This is a genomic window from Maricurvus nonylphenolicus (assembly GCF_042854845.1).
In the GTDB taxonomy this organism is placed as follows: domain Bacteria; phylum Pseudomonadota; class Gammaproteobacteria; order Pseudomonadales; family Cellvibrionaceae; genus Maricurvus; species Maricurvus nonylphenolicus.
Window position 1 is genome coordinate 4,431,130 of record NZ_AP031498.1, and the last position, 15,525, is coordinate 4,446,654.

Here is a 15,525-nt window from a genome sequence, read left to right on the forward strand (position 1 = left end):
TATGAGCGAGAATACTCTTACCTCCAAGACAGTGCCCACAATTGTACAGTGCCCAACCTGTAAGAAAGAGGTTGAGTGGTCAGAGAAATCCCCTCACCGTCCATTTTGCAGTGAGCGCTGTAAGTTGATTGATTTTGGCGACTGGGCAGATGAATCGAACCGAATTGCCGGCAACCCAACCTATGATGATGTGATGGGAGAGGATTTGGAGTACTAAGATTAAAGAGTCGTCGCTCCTGCGAAGGCAGGAGCCCAGTGACTTAGATCTACAATGGCGACAGTTCTTAGCTTTATAAACTTAACACCAAAGGCCACTGGATTCCTGCCTGCGCAGGAATGGCACTAGATGGGTTGTTGCAAACTTTAGTCTTCGCGGTAAGACTCAACGGTCGGACAAGTACAAATCAGGTTTCTATCCCCATACACATTATCGATACGGTTAACCGCTGGCCACACCTTGTGATCACGCAACCAACTGGCCGGGCGGCCTGCTACTTCACGTGAATAACCACGATCCCAATCAGCGTTCATCACATCATCCTGAGTGTGAGGTGCATTGTGCAGTGGATTATCTTCGGCGCTGTACTCACCGGCTTCAACCTGAGCAATTTCCTTGCGGATGATAATCATCGCCTCAACAAAGCGATCCAGCTCGGCCTGAGACTCAGACTCAGTCGGCTCTATCATTAGAGTACCAGCAACCGGGAAGGACATGGTCGGTGCATGGAAACCAAAGTCCATCAATCGCTTGGCAATATCTTCTTCGGTAATGCCACTGGCTTCCTTGATCGGACGCAGGTCCAACAGACACTCGTGGGCCACAAAACCGTTAGTGCCACGATACAAAATTGGGTAATGCTCAGCCAACTTGTTGGCCACATAGTTGGCATTGAGGATGGCGTGCTCAGTCGCAGACTTCATACCGTGCCTGCCCATCATCTTCACATACATCCAGCTGATGGGCAAGATGGAGGCGCTGCCCCAAGGCGCTGCGGAAATAGTGCCATTGTCTACTTCAGTCTCAGGCACTGGCTGAACCGGGTGAGCAGGCAGGAACGGCTTCAAGTGCTCACCCACGCCAATCGGGCCCATACCTGGACCACCACCACCGTGTGGAATACAGAAGGTTTTATGCAAGTTGAGGTGAGATACATCACCACCAAACTTACCCGGTGCGGCAACACCGACCAGGGCGTTCATATTGGCGCCGTCGATATACACCTGGCCACCTACAGCGTGGATCATTTCACACAGTTCAGTAATACCTTCCTCGAATACACCGTGGGTGGATGGGTAGGTCACCATAATGCAGGCGATCTGCTCACCATACTGTTCGATCTTGGCTTTCAGGTCATCCAGGTCCACGTTACCTTTGCTGTCGCAGTCGGTCACGACAACCTTCATGCCTACCATCTGCGCAGAAGCGGGGTTGGTGCCGTGAGCAGATGAGGGGATCAGGCAGATAGAGCGGTCGAATTCTTTTTTGCTTTCGAAGTATTTCTTGATAGCTACCAGACCGGCGTACTCACCTTGCGAACCGGCATTAGGCTGCAGGCTTACCGCATCATAACCGGTGCAGGCTTCCAGCATGGACTGCAACTCTTCGAATAATTGCTTGTAGCCCTGAGCCTGTTCCATCGGTGCGAAGGGGTGCAGCTTGCCGAACTCTGGCCAGGTCACTGGAATCATCTCAGCGGTAGCGTTCAGCTTCATGGTACAGCTGCCCAGAGGGATCATGGAGTGGTTCAAAGCCACATCCTTGGACTCCAGGCGTTTCAGGTAACGCAACATCTCTGTTTCAGAATGGTAGCTGTTGAACACCTCATGGGTCATATAGTCCTGTTCGCGTACCAGCTGGGCAGGAATTGCGTTATTCTCAGCCGCCAGCTTTGCATCCAGCGCAGCCAGGTCAGTATCAGCGCCACAGATAACCGCTACCAGCTGCTCCACATCCGCCAGGGTTGTGGTTTCGTTCAAGCTGATACCCAGCTGCTCACCATTAACATTACGCAGGTTAATTTCTGCATCCAGCGCACGCTGGTAAATCTCAGCGGTTTTATCACCGGTGTTCAGCGTCAGGGTATCGAAGAAATTATCGAACGCCAGCTCGGCGCCATTAGCCTTCAGCGCTTCAGCCAAAATCGCCGTCAAACGGTGGATACGGTTGGCAATACGGTTCAAACCTTCAGGACCGTGATAGATGGCGTAGAACACGCTCATCACGGCCAGCAACACCTGAGAAGTACAAATATTGGAGTTGGCCTTCTCACGGCGAATATGCTGCTCGCGAGTCTGCATGGCCATACGCAGGGCCTGCTTGCCATTGGCATCGATGGAAACACCAATAATACGACCAGGTGCAGAGCGCTTGTACTTGTCACGGAAGGCGAAGAATGCCGCGTGTGGTCCACCAAAGCCCATGGGTACGCCAAAGCGTTGGTTAGTACCGACCACTACGTCAGCGCCCATTTCACCCGGTGCTTTGAGCAACAACAGGCTCATAATATCGGCAGCAACGGTGACCAGCGCATTCTTCTGGTGAACAGTTTCAATAATGTCGGTCAGGTCTCGTACCTGGCCGGTAGAACCGGGGTATTGCAGCAGTGCACCAAAGCACTCCAGATCCGCAAGATCGGTATCCGGGTTACCTACAACCACCTCAAAACCAAAGTGCTCGGCACGGGTTTTCACGACCGCAAGGGTTTGTGGGTGTACGTCGTCTGCGACAAAGAAGGTGTCGGACTTGTTCTTCTTCATCTGGCGCTTACACATGGCCATGGCTTCGGCCGCGGCAGTGCCCTCATCCAGCATAGAGGCGTTAGCCAGATCCATACCGGTTAAATCAACAATCATCTGCTGGAAGTTCAACAGGCCTTCCAGGCGGCCCTGGGCGATTTCTGGCTGGTAAGGGGTGTAGGCCGTGTACCAGCCCGGGTTTTCCAATACATTGCGCAGCACCACGTTTGGGACGATGGTGTCGTGGTAACCCATACCAATGTAGTTTTTAAACAGTTGGTTCTTGCTGGCAATGGTTTTCAATTCCGCCAGGGCAGCGGTTTCATCTTTGGCGTCGGCCAGATCCAGATCATCGGTTTTACGAATGCCCGCCGGTACGGTTTTCTCGATCAGCTCATCAAGGCTATTGACCCCCAGCGCTTGTAACATGGCCTGGCGCTGATCGGCATTGGGACCGATATGGCGACCGATAAAGGCATCGTGATTTTCCAGTACAGACAAGGTTTGGCTGACAACAGCTTTGGACATAGTTCAGGCCCTGCAGAGTAAGTAAACACCAACCCACAAAGAGAAGTGGGCAGGGTAAAAATTGGGCGGCAATGGTAGCAATCGAAGGGGGCTGAAGCAATCGCCATTTGTCTCTATCTGCGGTGAACTATGCTTATAAAAACCTCTTCAACACCGGTATGACAACCATGCTCTCCTGGACCCTTTTGCTGATGCCCGCAACTTTTTTTGGCTGGCGAGGCTATAGGCATGGTCTGCTGGAAGCGGTATCCAGGGCGACTGGATTGCTGGGGGGTTATATCACCGCACTTTTATTTACCCTGCCCTTGGGACGCTGGATCGAGAACCATACGGACCTACCCGGTTTATTACCCTATATGGTGGCTTCGGCGGTATTTCTGTTTGGCGTCAGTATTCTTATCAGCCTGCTGTTCGATTTAATCAATCACCTCTGGCCCAACCATTTACGCTCCGAAACCCTGGCTTCACTGGGTGGCGCGTTGTTTGGTGCGTTGATAGGGGCCTGCATAGGTCTACTGCTGATCTGGGCTGCCAGCTTGATTCTTGGTTTTACCCAGGGCAGGATTCAGTCGCCCTCTGAATTGGCAGTCACGGCTCAGCGTCTGGCTGGGCGAGCTGTACATTTAACCCTGGCCCGCTTTGATCCTCCTCCTGCGGTAAGAACCGCAAGCGCCGCGTTCTTGCAATCCCCCCAGGATACCGTTGCCCGCCTGCAGCGCATCAGCATGCGCCATGATATTAAAAACCTTCTACGCGACCCCAACTTGCAAGCTGTATTGAACTCCAATGACTTACAGCAACTGCAACAACACCCGGAGTTTCAGCAGTTGGTTAAAGACAAGGATATGCAGCACCTGTTAACCATCACAGGTCCCAGTCATAACAAACAGGAGCGCCTGGCACAGGGCTTAAATGATCTCTGGCAACGCTTGCAGCGCCTGCAAACCAACCCCGAATACCAGGCATTACTGCGCAACAAAGAGTTCCGTCAGCAGTTACACTCAGGCAATCCGCTAGTGCTTATCAGCAGCCCGGAACTACAGCGCTTTACAGAATTGGTTTTGGAAACTGAAGCCTCACCGAGAGCACCTATGTAATCTTCATGTATAGCCATCCTATGGCATACTCTCTCCTATGGAGCTCTCATCTATGGATAAAGTCCCTTTACACGATTTATTACAGCAGGTGAGAGATTGTCGAATCTGTGCCGATGAACTGCCGCTGGGCCCACGCCCTGTCGTACGCATAAGTCCTACTGCAACGGTTTTGATTATCGGCCAAGCCCCCGGCACCAAAGTGCACGCCAGCGGTATTCCCTGGGATGACCCGTCTGGTGATCGCCTACGCCAGTGGCTGCAGTTGGACAAAGCGGAATTTTACGATGAGAACCACATCGCTATTGTTCCGATGGGTCTGTGTTATCCCGGCAAGGGTAAATCCGGTGACCTGCCTCCGCGCAAGGAGTGTGCACCGCAATGGCATCAACCACTATTCGAGCATTTGCCAAGCAAAAAGCTGACACTGCTCATCGGCCAATATGCACAAAACTATTATCTACCGGAAGATTTCAAACGGCGCTATAAAACACTGACCGAAAAAGTAAAACACGGTCACGAACTGGCTAAAGATATCTTCCCTTTGCCCCACCCGTCACCACGCAATCAGTTGTGGTTAAAACGCAATCCGTGGTTCGACGAAGAGATCCTGCCCCGCTTGCGACAGCAATTACACCAGAGTTTGAGTTAGCGTTTGGCAATAGCCAGCTTTACATTCGGGCCTGCCGGGTAACCCAACTGATCCCGTCCACTTTCCTTAGCCGAATACAACCACTCGTCGGCCTCGGCAACCACATCAGTCCAGCAAGCCTTGGATCCCTGACAATCACTGCTAATACCCGCACTCAGGGTTAAACGACCATGCGGGCTTTTACAGTGGGGAAGATTTTTAACGCGCAAGTTTTCCAGCACCCGGTTCACCACATAGGTCGCATCATTCACCGGGGTTTCTGGCAACAGTAACAGCAACTCCTCACCGCCATAACGGTAGAGTCTGTCGGAACTGCGCAGCACTTCTTTCACCGCATCCGTCACCTGCACCAAGGCGTCATCACCGGCCTGATGGCCGTAGTGATCGTTGTACATCTTAAAACAATCAACATCGAGTAGCGCTATGGAATAGGGCCGCTTGTAACGCGCGGCGTTGGCGTGGGTAAATTGCACATCCACTTCCATCGAGCGGCGGTTTCCAATACCCAACAGGGAATCCTGCAAAGATAGGGCTTTTAACTCCTCATTCGCCTCCAGCAACTCCCGCGTTCGCTCCTTGATTTGATGTTCAATAATATCGCGCTGCTTCTCAATCGCACGAAAATGCGCACGGGCAATATCCCCCTGCGTCAATATGCCTACCAGGTTTTCATCATCATCTATCACCGGCAGGTGGCGGATGTTACGGGTTTGGGTAATCACCAATGCTTCGTATAACACCGCATGTTGGTTAATACAGATAGGCGGTGAAGACATATATTCACTGATAGAATGAATATCCGTTGCTTCCTGCTCCCGCAAATGTTCAGCCAACAAACGCACCATATCGCGCTCGGTGATAATACCCACTGGATGGCCCCGACCATTAATTTGCTCGGTCACAACCATACAGGAACGGGTTTTTTCACACATTTTGCTGACAACATCACTTAGGCAAGTAGCTACATCAACACTGTCGACACGAGAGGTCATCATCTCGTGAATATAGATATGGTTCATTTGTGGTTACCCCAATAAGGTGATCCGTAATCCCTTCGGAGACATCAACCTATAAATTCCATAAGAAATGAGCTTTCCTATTGAGTGTAGATGCCCGCCACTGTCCTGATGTGTATTGAAACGCCAGATTACGACATTTTTATTATGGTCCCGCGTATTTCCCTGCCGAGAAGAAATAAGACCACTTTTGTTTTACCATACCCTTCTGAATTCAAGGCTATTTAGACGACAACCCTATGAAGCAACTGATACTGGGTGGCGCCCGCTCAGGTAAAAGCAGCTTGGCTGAAAACCTCGCCCAAGACAGCGGTAAAAAGGTCATATACCTGGCCACCACAGACCGCCGTTATAACGACGCCGAGATGGATGCCCGCATTGCCCATCACCGGCAGCAGCGCCCGTCAGAATGGCCCACGGTAGAGGAACCGCTCAATCTGGCCGCAGCGCTTCAGCAGCACGACAACCCGAATCACTGCATACTGGTTGATTGTCTTACCCTGTGGATAACCAACTGCCTAGTCAATGAACAAACCGACACCTGGCCTACTCAGCGACAGGCTCTGCTGGAGGCTCTGCCGCAGCTACAGGCCGATATCATTATGGTCAGCAATGAAGTGGGCTGGGGCATAGTGCCTCTAGGCGATCTAAACCGCCGCTTCGTGGATGAAACCGGCTTTCTGCATCAGGCGATAGCTGAGGTTGCCGATCGTGTGGTGTTAACCGCAGCGGGATTACCGCTGGTAATGAAGGGACCAGCGCTATGACAACTCTCGCCCAGCTAAAGCTGGACTGGCTTACCCAGCCAGCTAAACCCGTTTGCGATACAAGCCAATCCCAGGCCGAAGCCCATCAACAACAGCTTACCAAACCGCCCGGTTCGTTGGGGCAGCTGGAAGCCATTGCCATTCAACTCGCGGGCCTACAAGGCCAAGAAAAGCCGCAAATAGAACAAGTACATATCACCGTCTTTGCCGCCGATCACGGCATTGCCAACGCTGGTGTATCGGCCTTTCCGCAGGCTGTGACTGGCGAGATGATTCGGAACTTTGCCCATGGTGGTGCCGCTATCGCCGTTTTAGCCAAGCAGCTTGGCGCCCAATTACAGGTTGTTAATCTTGGCACTGCCTCAGAACTGGAGGCCATAGCCGGTGTCGAAGCAAATGTAATTGGCCCAGGTACAGCCAACTTTGCCGAACAAGCAGCCATGACAGAAACACAATTGGCTCAAGCTCTAAACTACGGCAAAAACTGTATCGATCAACTTGATCCCAAAACAATCCAATTATTTATTGGCGGTGAAATGGGTATTGCCAATACCACGACCGCCAGCGCCCTGGCGGCAGCACTGTTGCAATGCCCTGCGGAAGCGGTTGTAGGCCCCGGCACCGGTATTAACCAAACCACCCAACAACATAAACAGCAGGTAATATCCCAAGCACTTCAGTTACATAAACTCAATCAGGGTGCGAACCCGAGTGACCCTACTTACCTGTTAACAATGCTGCGCAGTATTGGCGGCTTTGAAATTGCCGCGCTAACCGGAGCATACCTGCGGGCCGCACAGCAGGGCATCGCAATTTTAGTCGATGGCTTTATCGCTTCGGTAGCTGCATTAATTGCCCTGCGTCTACAACCGGATCTCAAACCCTGGTTAATTCTGGGCCACCGCTCTGCAGAACCCGGTCACAGCAAAGTTGTGGAAGCACTGGGTTTAATCCCCATACTGGATTTAAATATGCGCTTGGGCGAAGGTAGTGGCGCAGCTTGTGCCGTGCCCTTATTAAAACTCGCCTGTGAGCTTCACAACAATATGGCCACTTTCGACAGCGCTAATGTGAGTAAAGGCTGATAGCCATAAAGGTTAGGTATATGGAAACAACTACGATAGATATTCTTCGCCACGGCCGAACCACCGCTGACGATATTTTTCGCGGCCAAGTGGATACCCCTCTAGCCGAAGAAGGTTTTTTACAAATGCAGGCCAGTCTGGCCCCCTATCGAGATCCCTCGCCCTGGCAATTGGTTATCAGCTCGCCTTTACAACGCTGTTTGAATTTTGCCGAGACGTTAGCACAGGAAATTAATAGCGAAGTGCTTACCCAACGCGGCTTTATCGAAATGGATTACGGCGATTGGGACGGCCGCCCCTTTAAGGAAGTAAGAGCCGAAGATCCCGAACTGTTTAATAACGTCTGGCAAAAACCCTATGACTACGCCCCGCCTAACGGCGAAACTTTTCATGACTTTTATGAACGTGTGGATGGTGCCTGGCAACAACTCGTCAGTGACCACCAGGGCAAGCATATGTTGCTGGTTTGCCACGGCGGCGTGATTCGCGCACTGCTTGGCAAACTGATGCAATCGCCCTTAACCGCGTTGTCACGCATCGATGTGCCTTATGCCAGTTTAAGCCAAATTAAAATTTATCATCAACCGGGGCGTGCCGACTGGCCGCAGCTGTCATTTCATCGCCCTCGCCCCTGATCGGTTTACACTTACAGCAAAGACTATGATTCGCGCCATACTTAATGCCACCGCTATCGCCTTTATGTTTTTAACCCGCATCCCCATGCCGCGTTTAAACACCATAAGCCCCGAAGACCAAGGCCGAGCACTTTTATGTTTTCCGCTTGTAGGGCTATGTATCGGTGCCTTACTGAGTCTGTGCGCGCTGTATTTGCCTCGGGTATTCTCGATAGAGATTACTGCCGCCCTCATACTTGGCCTATGGATTTTTATTACTGGAGCCCTGCACCTGGACGGTTTGGCTGACAGTGCCGACGCCTGGCTGTCGGGCACCTCGGGCGAACGCGCACTGGAAATTATGAAAGACCCACGCTGCGGCAGTGCCGCCGTGGCCACGCTAGTCTTTGCTCTGCTAATAAAATATGTCGCGCTTACCGCATTGATTGAACATCAGGCTTGGTGGGCTTTATTGATTGCTCCCATTATCGGGCGATGCTGCGCACCGCTCATTCTGTTAAGCACACCTTATGTAAACCCTCAGGGCATTGGTCTGACTTATATCGAACAAGCTCCTACCTACAGCCGCACTGCTTTTTGGATTATCGTAACGGCAAGTGGACTTGGACTATACCTGTTAAGCGGTGCCAAGCTATCGGTCGTTGTGGGTATCTTTTTTATCTCTTTAATCATAATTGCTTTCCTGCGCCGCATGATGATGCAACGCCTTGGCGGCACCAACGGCGATACCGCTGGCGCCACAGTGGAAATTAGCGAGATTTTGTTATTAGTGGGCGCCAGTGCGCTGCTGTAATAACCATTGCCCAATAGTTTGGGCCAGCCATTGCGGATCGTCCACAGGTAGATCATGTCCTGCGATTGGATGAGATACCACCGCTTGATGCCAGTATTGCGCTAAACGTTCAGTGCAACATGGGTTGACTAAGCGATCCTGCTGGGAATTAACCAGCAGCAACGGCTGCGTCAACCGCGGAGGCGAAAATTGTGCCGCCGCAATCAGTTGCCTGCACAGCGTCGCAACGCCCAATCTTTTTGACGTATAAAAAGACGCCCACTGAATCGCAGCAGTTTGTTGCTGCCCGCTGTTATTGACGACCCAGCCAGCAACACTTTGTTCTAACGCCAACGCACTGCCTTTAAGCTTGGCTTTCACCAATGCACCAATCAAACCTAGAGCTGCCGGAGGATAGAGACGCTGATAGAATGGACTGAGTTGGCTACTGGTATTGATAAAGACACCGCCGGCTATCTCATCAGGAAAACGTGACATCCAGTCTGCTGCCACCATACCTCCCAGCGATATAGCCAATAGGTTAACAGGCCCTTCTCGTAAAAGGCTCGCATATTTTTGCCGTAAGAAATCCACGTTGTCAGCAATAGACAAAGGCGCGCTTAGATCGCGTTCAATCCCGGTACCCGGTAAATCCAGGGCAAAGAATTGATGATAGGGAACTTCTTTTTCCAGTACCGACACCGTCTTTCCCCAATGGCGACTGTCACGCCCCAAACCTCGTAACAATATCCAGCGGGTGGGGATATTCCCATCTACGCTATTGGCCATGCGGGTTTTCCATTAAGAGTACCACAGCTCCATTGCCTCGCGCCGTAGCTGCTGCGACTTTTCCAAATCCGGCATCCAGTTTTGATAAGCTCGCACGGCACGAATCAAAAATTCCATCAGGACAATATGCCCGCGCAGTGCACGCTGTAAACGGTGAGGTTTAACAGGATTAAACAAGCCATCGATTGACGCCAGCTGTAGTGGGTTCTTTTTAACCCAGCGCCAAGACCCCATTTCCATGGTAAGCGGTAAAAATGTCGATTCGGTGTCCAGGGATTCCAAATATAAATAATCCCACAGATCACCGTGGGTAGTGTAATGGCGAGCCTGAGGTTCAAAAATATAATTGAGATGAGGATAGGTTTGATTAAGTAATTGCATCAGGGCATAGGTTTCGCCCAAATGTTTTATGGGGCGTTTGCTATAGGCGTAGGGAAACCATAAGCGATCCTCAAAACCGAAGCCGGAATGACAATCGAGGACCAAACTGAATGGTGCAGGAAACAGTTCTTGGCGAATAAAGTCGCACAACACCCTTGCCTCTTCCTGCATGGGCTCTTGTTTGCGGCCGCGGTACCAAGGAATGCGGTGGTGCAGTCGATGCCCTCCCAGTAAAAACGGCGCCCGGCTTTCCGCATCAATCGGTGCATTGCGCATCAAATCCACATTATTGCCATTACTGCGTGTATTGCGTTCGTAACCGACAGGGTTTACCAGGGGAATAAACAGTACGCGCAAATGTTCCAGTCCGGCAGTTAACGACTGATCCCAACTCAAGCGTTGCACCAGGGTATCCATAAAGGCCAGCACAACCTCTGCGCCGACACGCTCCAAACCGTGGACACCACCAATAAATGCCAGGCAAGGCACATCTGGTGCTTCACTACCAAGCGCCATGGCATAGATGGGGTACGGTTGATCCTGATACTGAATATCAGTCAGTTTACTGATGCGAAGGTGTGGGGAATCGTACTGTTCAAGCTCGCCAAACTGACGTAGCAACGCGGAGGCATTAATGGGTTAGGTTCCTTTTACTATACGTGAAAGAATATGTTTCCAGCATAGCAAAAGTGTTGCGGAGGTTTAGGGGGGCGACAGAAATATCATATTTCTGTCATATATCCTCTTAAATTCATCTGTGATTTTCTTAACAAATTGGGTGGCGCTTGTGCAGCTACGCCCCCTCACAGGACACGCTGTTCGCCATCCATGGCCGCTCTGCGTCGGCGTCCTGCCTCCGAAGGTCCTGTGAGGGGGCGTAGCTACACAAGCTTAACCCCACCGCCAGTATTCTTAACAACAGATTTTGTAACTACTTGGCTTCTGGGTTAAGAATTCGAACCTCTCTTTGCGGGAATGGAATTTCCACACCTTTAGCCTTCAGGGCATTAAACACGTCAAGGTTAATGCGATACAGGCTATCAAAGTATTTCTCTGTTGGCAGCCAAACACGGTAGGCAATAGTAACGCCACTGGCGGCGAAGGCCTCAATACCTACTTGCGGTTTAGGATCACTACACACCTCCTCAAAACCAGCAATAACTCGATTGATTTCTTCGATGGCGGTCTCGGCATCTTCGCCATAACCGATATCAATGGCCAGCTCTGCCAAGGTATTGGCTTTGGAGTTGTGGATAATCTCACCAACAATGTGTTTGTTGGGAATAGAGATCTCAACACCATCTTCATTGGTCAGTAAGGTGTGGGATAAATGGACCTCTTTTACCAAGCCCGTCACGCCTTGCACACTGATGGTATCACCAACAACAAAGGGGCGAGTTAATACGATGGTCAAGCCTGAGCTGTAGTTGGAAAGTAACCCCTGTACCGCTAAGCCAGCACCTAAACCGATGGCACCAATCATAGCCAGCAGTGGTGTGACACTGATGCCCAACTTGTTGAGTGCGACTATCGCCACCATGGCAATAATTAGCACCTTGGTGCAGCTGGTGACAAAACGGCTGAGGGTTATATCCAGATTGTGGCGCTGGGTCAGATTAAAGACCCAATTAGATACTTTGCCGGCAATCCAGAAGCCCAGCAGCATAATAATCAGGGCGCCGATAATCTGGAAACTGTAGGCGACAAAGAATTCGACGATCATGTTGTAGATCGCGGTAACCTGTTCCAGCTCTTGTTTTACCCCATCTGGGACCACTTCTTCCATTGTGTTACTCCATTATGCAATAGATAAAACTATTTACTTATCCTGCTGATGTGATCGTTCAGCCTTGTCGGCATCCCAACCGTTTTCCATCACCATATCGTCCAACTGCCCGCGCTGACGCCAACCCAGTTGTTCCAGCATGGGTTCATCATAAAAGGCTTCGACATGGCCAATACACAAAATGGCAATTGGCAAGCTATCATCCGGCATCTTTAGCAGCGATTTCAACTTGTCGGGATCAAACAGGGAGACCCAACCCACGCCGAGGCCTTCGGCCCTCGCCGCAAGCCAAATATTCTGTATAGCACAGGAAACCGAAGCCAGGTCCATTTGCGGCAAGGTACGACGACCAAAAATATGACCTTCGCGACGGTCCATTAGGGTAACCACCAGCAACTCACCACACTCCCTGACCCCTTCGACTTTGAGCTTCATAAACTCTTTACCACGCTCGCCCAAGGCTTCTGCCGTATTGTGGCGTTCCTCATCTACCAGTAAATGCATCTCTTCGCGCAAGGCTTGATCTGTTATACGGATAAAGCGCCAAGGCTGCATCAAACCCACGCTCGGCGCTGCGTTAGCGGCATGCAGTAACTTGGCCATAAGCTCCGGATCGACGGGGTCCGGCTTAAAGTGGCGCATATCACGGCGTTTGTAGATGGCTTCGTAGACGCCGTCTTTGTGTTCCGGGGAAAAAGAGAAAGGGGTATGTTCAGACATTCTTTGGATTCGCCATGATTTGAGCGGTTGAACAAAGTATATAAAAAAAGGGGCTGGAAAGCCCCTTTGTATTATCACTTACAAATTGCTACATACACTGCAGCAACCTTATAAGGCTTTAATGGCTAATTCATAAGCCTGGAGTGTAAGTCACGCTAAAGAAGGCTGTACGACCTAACGTATTGTAATTCTCCCAAGTCGAAGGAAAACCATAAGAATAGCTACGTAGGGTGTAGTCTTTATCAAAGAGGTTATCAACTTTTAATTGCAACGACACCTCCTCAGTCAGCTGATAGTTACCACGAATCCCCAAAACGCCATAACCAGCAGTTTCAGGCTCTTCAGATTTGTGCTGAGTCCGACTACTTTCCGCAATCCAATTAAAACCTAGAGAAAACACTCCCCAACTGCGGTAAGCATCAAGCTTAACAGTATGCTCTGGTCTACCCTGCATGCGATTTCCATCATAGTTATTGCCTACAGTCTCCTCATAAGTAGCATCCAAGTGAGTATAGCTACCCACCAACTGCCACTCATTAAGTAATGTCGTCAGCTGTAGTTCAACGCCTTTAACCTCTGAGCTTTCTACATTACTTGGTTGCCAACGGTGTGGATCAGCAAGAGTTGGAGCAGGAGCCCATTCAATCAAGTTCTCAATATCAGTCTCGTATACAGATATTTCCCATTTCGAATCACCCCAGGTACCTTTTAGACCAATTTCATATGTCTCAGATTCTTCTGGCTCCAAGAAAGGATTGGCACCGTCAGGCCAATACAAATCATTAAAAGATGGAGCTCGGTAAGCTTCCCCCCAAGAAGCAACTATCTGTAGATTTTCACTTAAGTCAAAACCCCAAGCTATATTGCCAGTGGTGTTGTGGCCGTACTTTTCGTTATCGTCCTCACGAATCCCCACAACAAAGTGATTACGACCTACATCAGCCTGGTACTGACCAAAAAAAGCGAGATTATCGCGACTATCTACCTCTTCACCATTTTCATCGAGATATCCAGAGCGAGCAGCAGGCACACCAAATGAACCACCATTCACGTATACATGACCATCAATGCTTTCCTTATAATAATCAGCCCCCACAGTAACCAAATGTTCTTCGCTTAATGCAAAGTTCGTTTGGAGCGTCACGAAATCACGCGAAGTTTCAAAAATATTGCTAACAGATAAGACTTGAGTAGGATCACCATTTAGATCATCACCTGTTTCACTCAAATCTTTAGAAAAACCTGTAGAAGCTGAAAAGCCAACAACATCAGTTAATTCATACTGTAAAGAAACATTTAGGTTTTCTACTTCCTGATCACTGTATGGTTGGCAGGGATCAGTACCATAAAAGATATTTGTACAGCCATTCCCAGAGTCATACTCAGTGTGGACTTTATTAAACAGGTATTGGGCAGTAATACTTCCTTTTTCAAGACGATGAGACAGGCTTAGATTAATACCTTGCTTCCGGTTTGCATCCTTGTCATCACTACCTCCATCTTGATTGAAGGTATCATCAACGCCGGAATTGTGCTCATAGAAAAGATTAACACTTAAATCAGTGCTGTCAGTAATTGGAGTAGCAAACCCAAGAGTATGCTTTTGCGTAGTAAGGCTCTCACCGCCATTAAAAAGATCTGAACCAATACCAGACTTTATCTGCAAAGCCCTATCCTGATCAGCCCTTTTGGTAAAGATCTGAATAACTCCACCTAAAGCATCAGCGCCATATAAACTTGCTTTCGGCCCTCTTACGATCTCAATACGCTCAATCTGATTCGCATCTAATCCTGCTAAATTTGGTTGCCCCAATGTCGCACTACTAATACGCTGGCCATCGAGCAAAAAAAGCGTTTGGTTAGTCGATGTCCCTCTAAGCAATACACTAATAGGACTGCCAGTGGCTCCTGTGCGATGCATATTCAAACCCGGCACGTTCGACAGAATTTGGAATATATCTTGGGCTTGCGTCCGAGCGATATCTTCTTTGCTAATAAGAGTTACAGAAGATAATGAGTCTTCTAGATTCTGCTCTGTTCGAGTAGCAGTAACAATAATATTTTCGTCCACAGGCTTTGCTGTTTCTACAGCCCATGCGACAGGGGCAGAAGCTAGAGCCAAACCCATCACGGTTTTCTTAAACATGGTATTTTCCTCAACCTAACGCATTCTAAAGATGCTTAATCAGATTTTGATTGAGGGAGGGGATAAAAGTGGGATCTGCGGCTTGGAGATAGATTACGGCCAACAACATTCCACCGATAAAGCCCTCCGCTTCATCGTTGAAAGAGCTCAGGTCTACATCCTGAGGCTCTGGTCGCAGGCCGGTTCCGGGCTTGGAGTTGGGTAAACTCCCTACCGTTGCGGGGGCAGCGTTGGCATGATGTTGTCGTCCTGGGGCAACATTTTCCACTCTTCCCGTTTAACCTGATTGCTTTTTTGAGGGCAAGAATCTTACTCAGTCTGCATCAACACAGACAGACGTTTTCCTGGACAAACCGCTCAAATAGCATACACAGGCACCTACATAGGCGCGGAAAGTTACGGGGTTGTGATAGATAAG

Annotated in this window: 14 protein-coding genes and 1 riboswitch; of the genes, 7 read left to right on the forward strand and 7 right to left on the reverse strand. The window is 49.9% G+C overall.

Features of this window, described 5'->3' with window-relative positions; genetic code table 11:
- Nucleotide 1: 1 nt before the first annotated feature.
- On the forward strand, nt 2-217 hold the full coding sequence (gene yacG, locus ACGHZ6_RS19200) for a DNA gyrase inhibitor YacG (RefSeq protein ID WP_390615641.1): 216 nt from the start codon (nt 2-4) through the stop codon (nt 215-217).
- Between the two features lie 146 nt (nt 218-363).
- Here yacG and gcvP read toward each other — a convergent pair whose 3' ends face one another.
- Nucleotides 364-3,264: an aminomethyl-transferring glycine dehydrogenase gene (gene gcvP, locus ACGHZ6_RS19205; protein WP_390615642.1), complete on the reverse strand. Its 2,901-nt coding sequence runs from the start codon at nt 3,262-3,264 to the stop codon at nt 364-366.
- A gap of 191 nt (nt 3,265-3,455) precedes the next feature.
- Between gcvP and ACGHZ6_RS19210 the strand changes: the two genes are divergently transcribed.
- The gene (locus tag ACGHZ6_RS19210) at nt 3,456-4,361 is read left to right on the forward strand and encodes a CvpA family protein (RefSeq protein ID WP_390615643.1); all 906 of its coding nucleotides are present in this window, start codon (nt 3,456-3,458) and stop codon (nt 4,359-4,361) included.
- A gap of 52 nt (nt 4,362-4,413) precedes the next feature.
- Nucleotides 4,414-5,010, forward strand: coding sequence for a uracil-DNA glycosylase family protein (locus ACGHZ6_RS19215; RefSeq protein WP_390615644.1), 597 nt, complete (start codon nt 4,414-4,416; stop codon nt 5,008-5,010).
- On the opposite strand, the gene ACGHZ6_RS19220 is transcribed toward ACGHZ6_RS19215, so the two are convergent.
- A complete protein-coding gene (locus tag ACGHZ6_RS19220) occupies nt 5,007-6,029 on the reverse strand; it encodes a diguanylate cyclase (RefSeq protein WP_390615645.1) in 1,023 nt (340 codons plus the stop codon). The two genes, ACGHZ6_RS19215 and ACGHZ6_RS19220, sit on opposite strands and share 4 nt — an antisense overlap.
- A gap of 236 nt (nt 6,030-6,265) precedes the next feature.
- Between ACGHZ6_RS19220 and cobU the strand changes: the two genes are divergently transcribed.
- Genes cobU through cobS form a run of 4 tightly spaced genes read left to right on the forward strand, consistent with a single transcriptional unit; the run spans nt 6,266 to nt 9,306 of the window.
- Entirely contained in the window at nt 6,266-6,793 is a 528-nt protein-coding gene (gene cobU / locus ACGHZ6_RS19225) for a bifunctional adenosylcobinamide kinase/adenosylcobinamide-phosphate guanylyltransferase (RefSeq protein ID WP_390615646.1), read from the forward strand.
- On the forward strand, nt 6,790-7,878 hold the full coding sequence (gene cobT / locus ACGHZ6_RS19230; protein WP_390615647.1) for a nicotinate-nucleotide--dimethylbenzimidazole phosphoribosyltransferase: 1,089 nt from the start codon (nt 6,790-6,792) through the stop codon (nt 7,876-7,878). The genes cobU and cobT overlap by 4 nt, the downstream gene beginning before the upstream one ends.
- A 20-nt stretch (nt 7,879-7,898) precedes the next feature.
- Nucleotides 7,899-8,513, forward strand: a complete 615-nt coding sequence (locus ACGHZ6_RS19235; RefSeq protein ID WP_390615648.1) for a histidine phosphatase family protein — start codon at nt 7,899-7,901, stop codon at nt 8,511-8,513.
- Nucleotides 8,514-8,538: 25 nt separating this feature from the next.
- Entirely contained in the window at nt 8,539-9,306 is a 768-nt protein-coding gene (gene cobS / locus ACGHZ6_RS19240) for an adenosylcobinamide-GDP ribazoletransferase (RefSeq protein WP_390615649.1), read from the forward strand.
- On the opposite strand, the gene ACGHZ6_RS19245 is transcribed toward cobS, so the two are convergent.
- The 5 genes from ACGHZ6_RS19245 to ACGHZ6_RS19265 form a co-directional block, all read right to left on the reverse strand.
- Nucleotides 9,280-10,074 carry an alpha/beta fold hydrolase gene (locus ACGHZ6_RS19245; RefSeq protein WP_390615650.1) on the reverse strand — a complete coding sequence of 265 codons (795 nt, stop codon included), beginning with the start codon at nt 10,072-10,074 and terminating at the stop codon, nt 9,280-9,282. The genes cobS and ACGHZ6_RS19245 overlap by 27 nt on opposite strands.
- Before the next feature lie 12 nt (nt 10,075-10,086).
- Nucleotides 10,087-11,076, reverse strand: a complete 990-nt coding sequence (locus ACGHZ6_RS19250) for a DUF2817 domain-containing protein (protein WP_390615651.1) — start codon at nt 11,074-11,076, stop codon at nt 10,087-10,089.
- A 310-nt stretch (nt 11,077-11,386) separates the two neighbouring features.
- Entirely contained in the window at nt 11,387-12,241 is an 855-nt protein-coding gene (locus ACGHZ6_RS19255; protein WP_390615653.1) for a mechanosensitive ion channel family protein, read from the reverse strand.
- A 33-nt stretch (nt 12,242-12,274) separates the two neighbouring features.
- Nucleotides 12,275-12,961, reverse strand: a complete 687-nt coding sequence (gene bluB, locus ACGHZ6_RS19260; protein ID WP_390615654.1) for a 5,6-dimethylbenzimidazole synthase — start codon at nt 12,959-12,961, stop codon at nt 12,275-12,277.
- Between the two features lie 130 nt (nt 12,962-13,091).
- Nucleotides 13,092-15,107, reverse strand: a complete 2,016-nt coding sequence (locus tag ACGHZ6_RS19265) for a TonB-dependent receptor domain-containing protein (RefSeq protein ID WP_390615655.1) — start codon at nt 15,105-15,107, stop codon at nt 13,092-13,094.
- 159 nt (nt 15,108-15,266) lie between these two features.
- A riboswitch (cobalamin riboswitch) is annotated at nt 15,267-15,428 on the reverse strand.
- Nucleotides 15,429-15,525 lie beyond the last annotated feature (97 nt).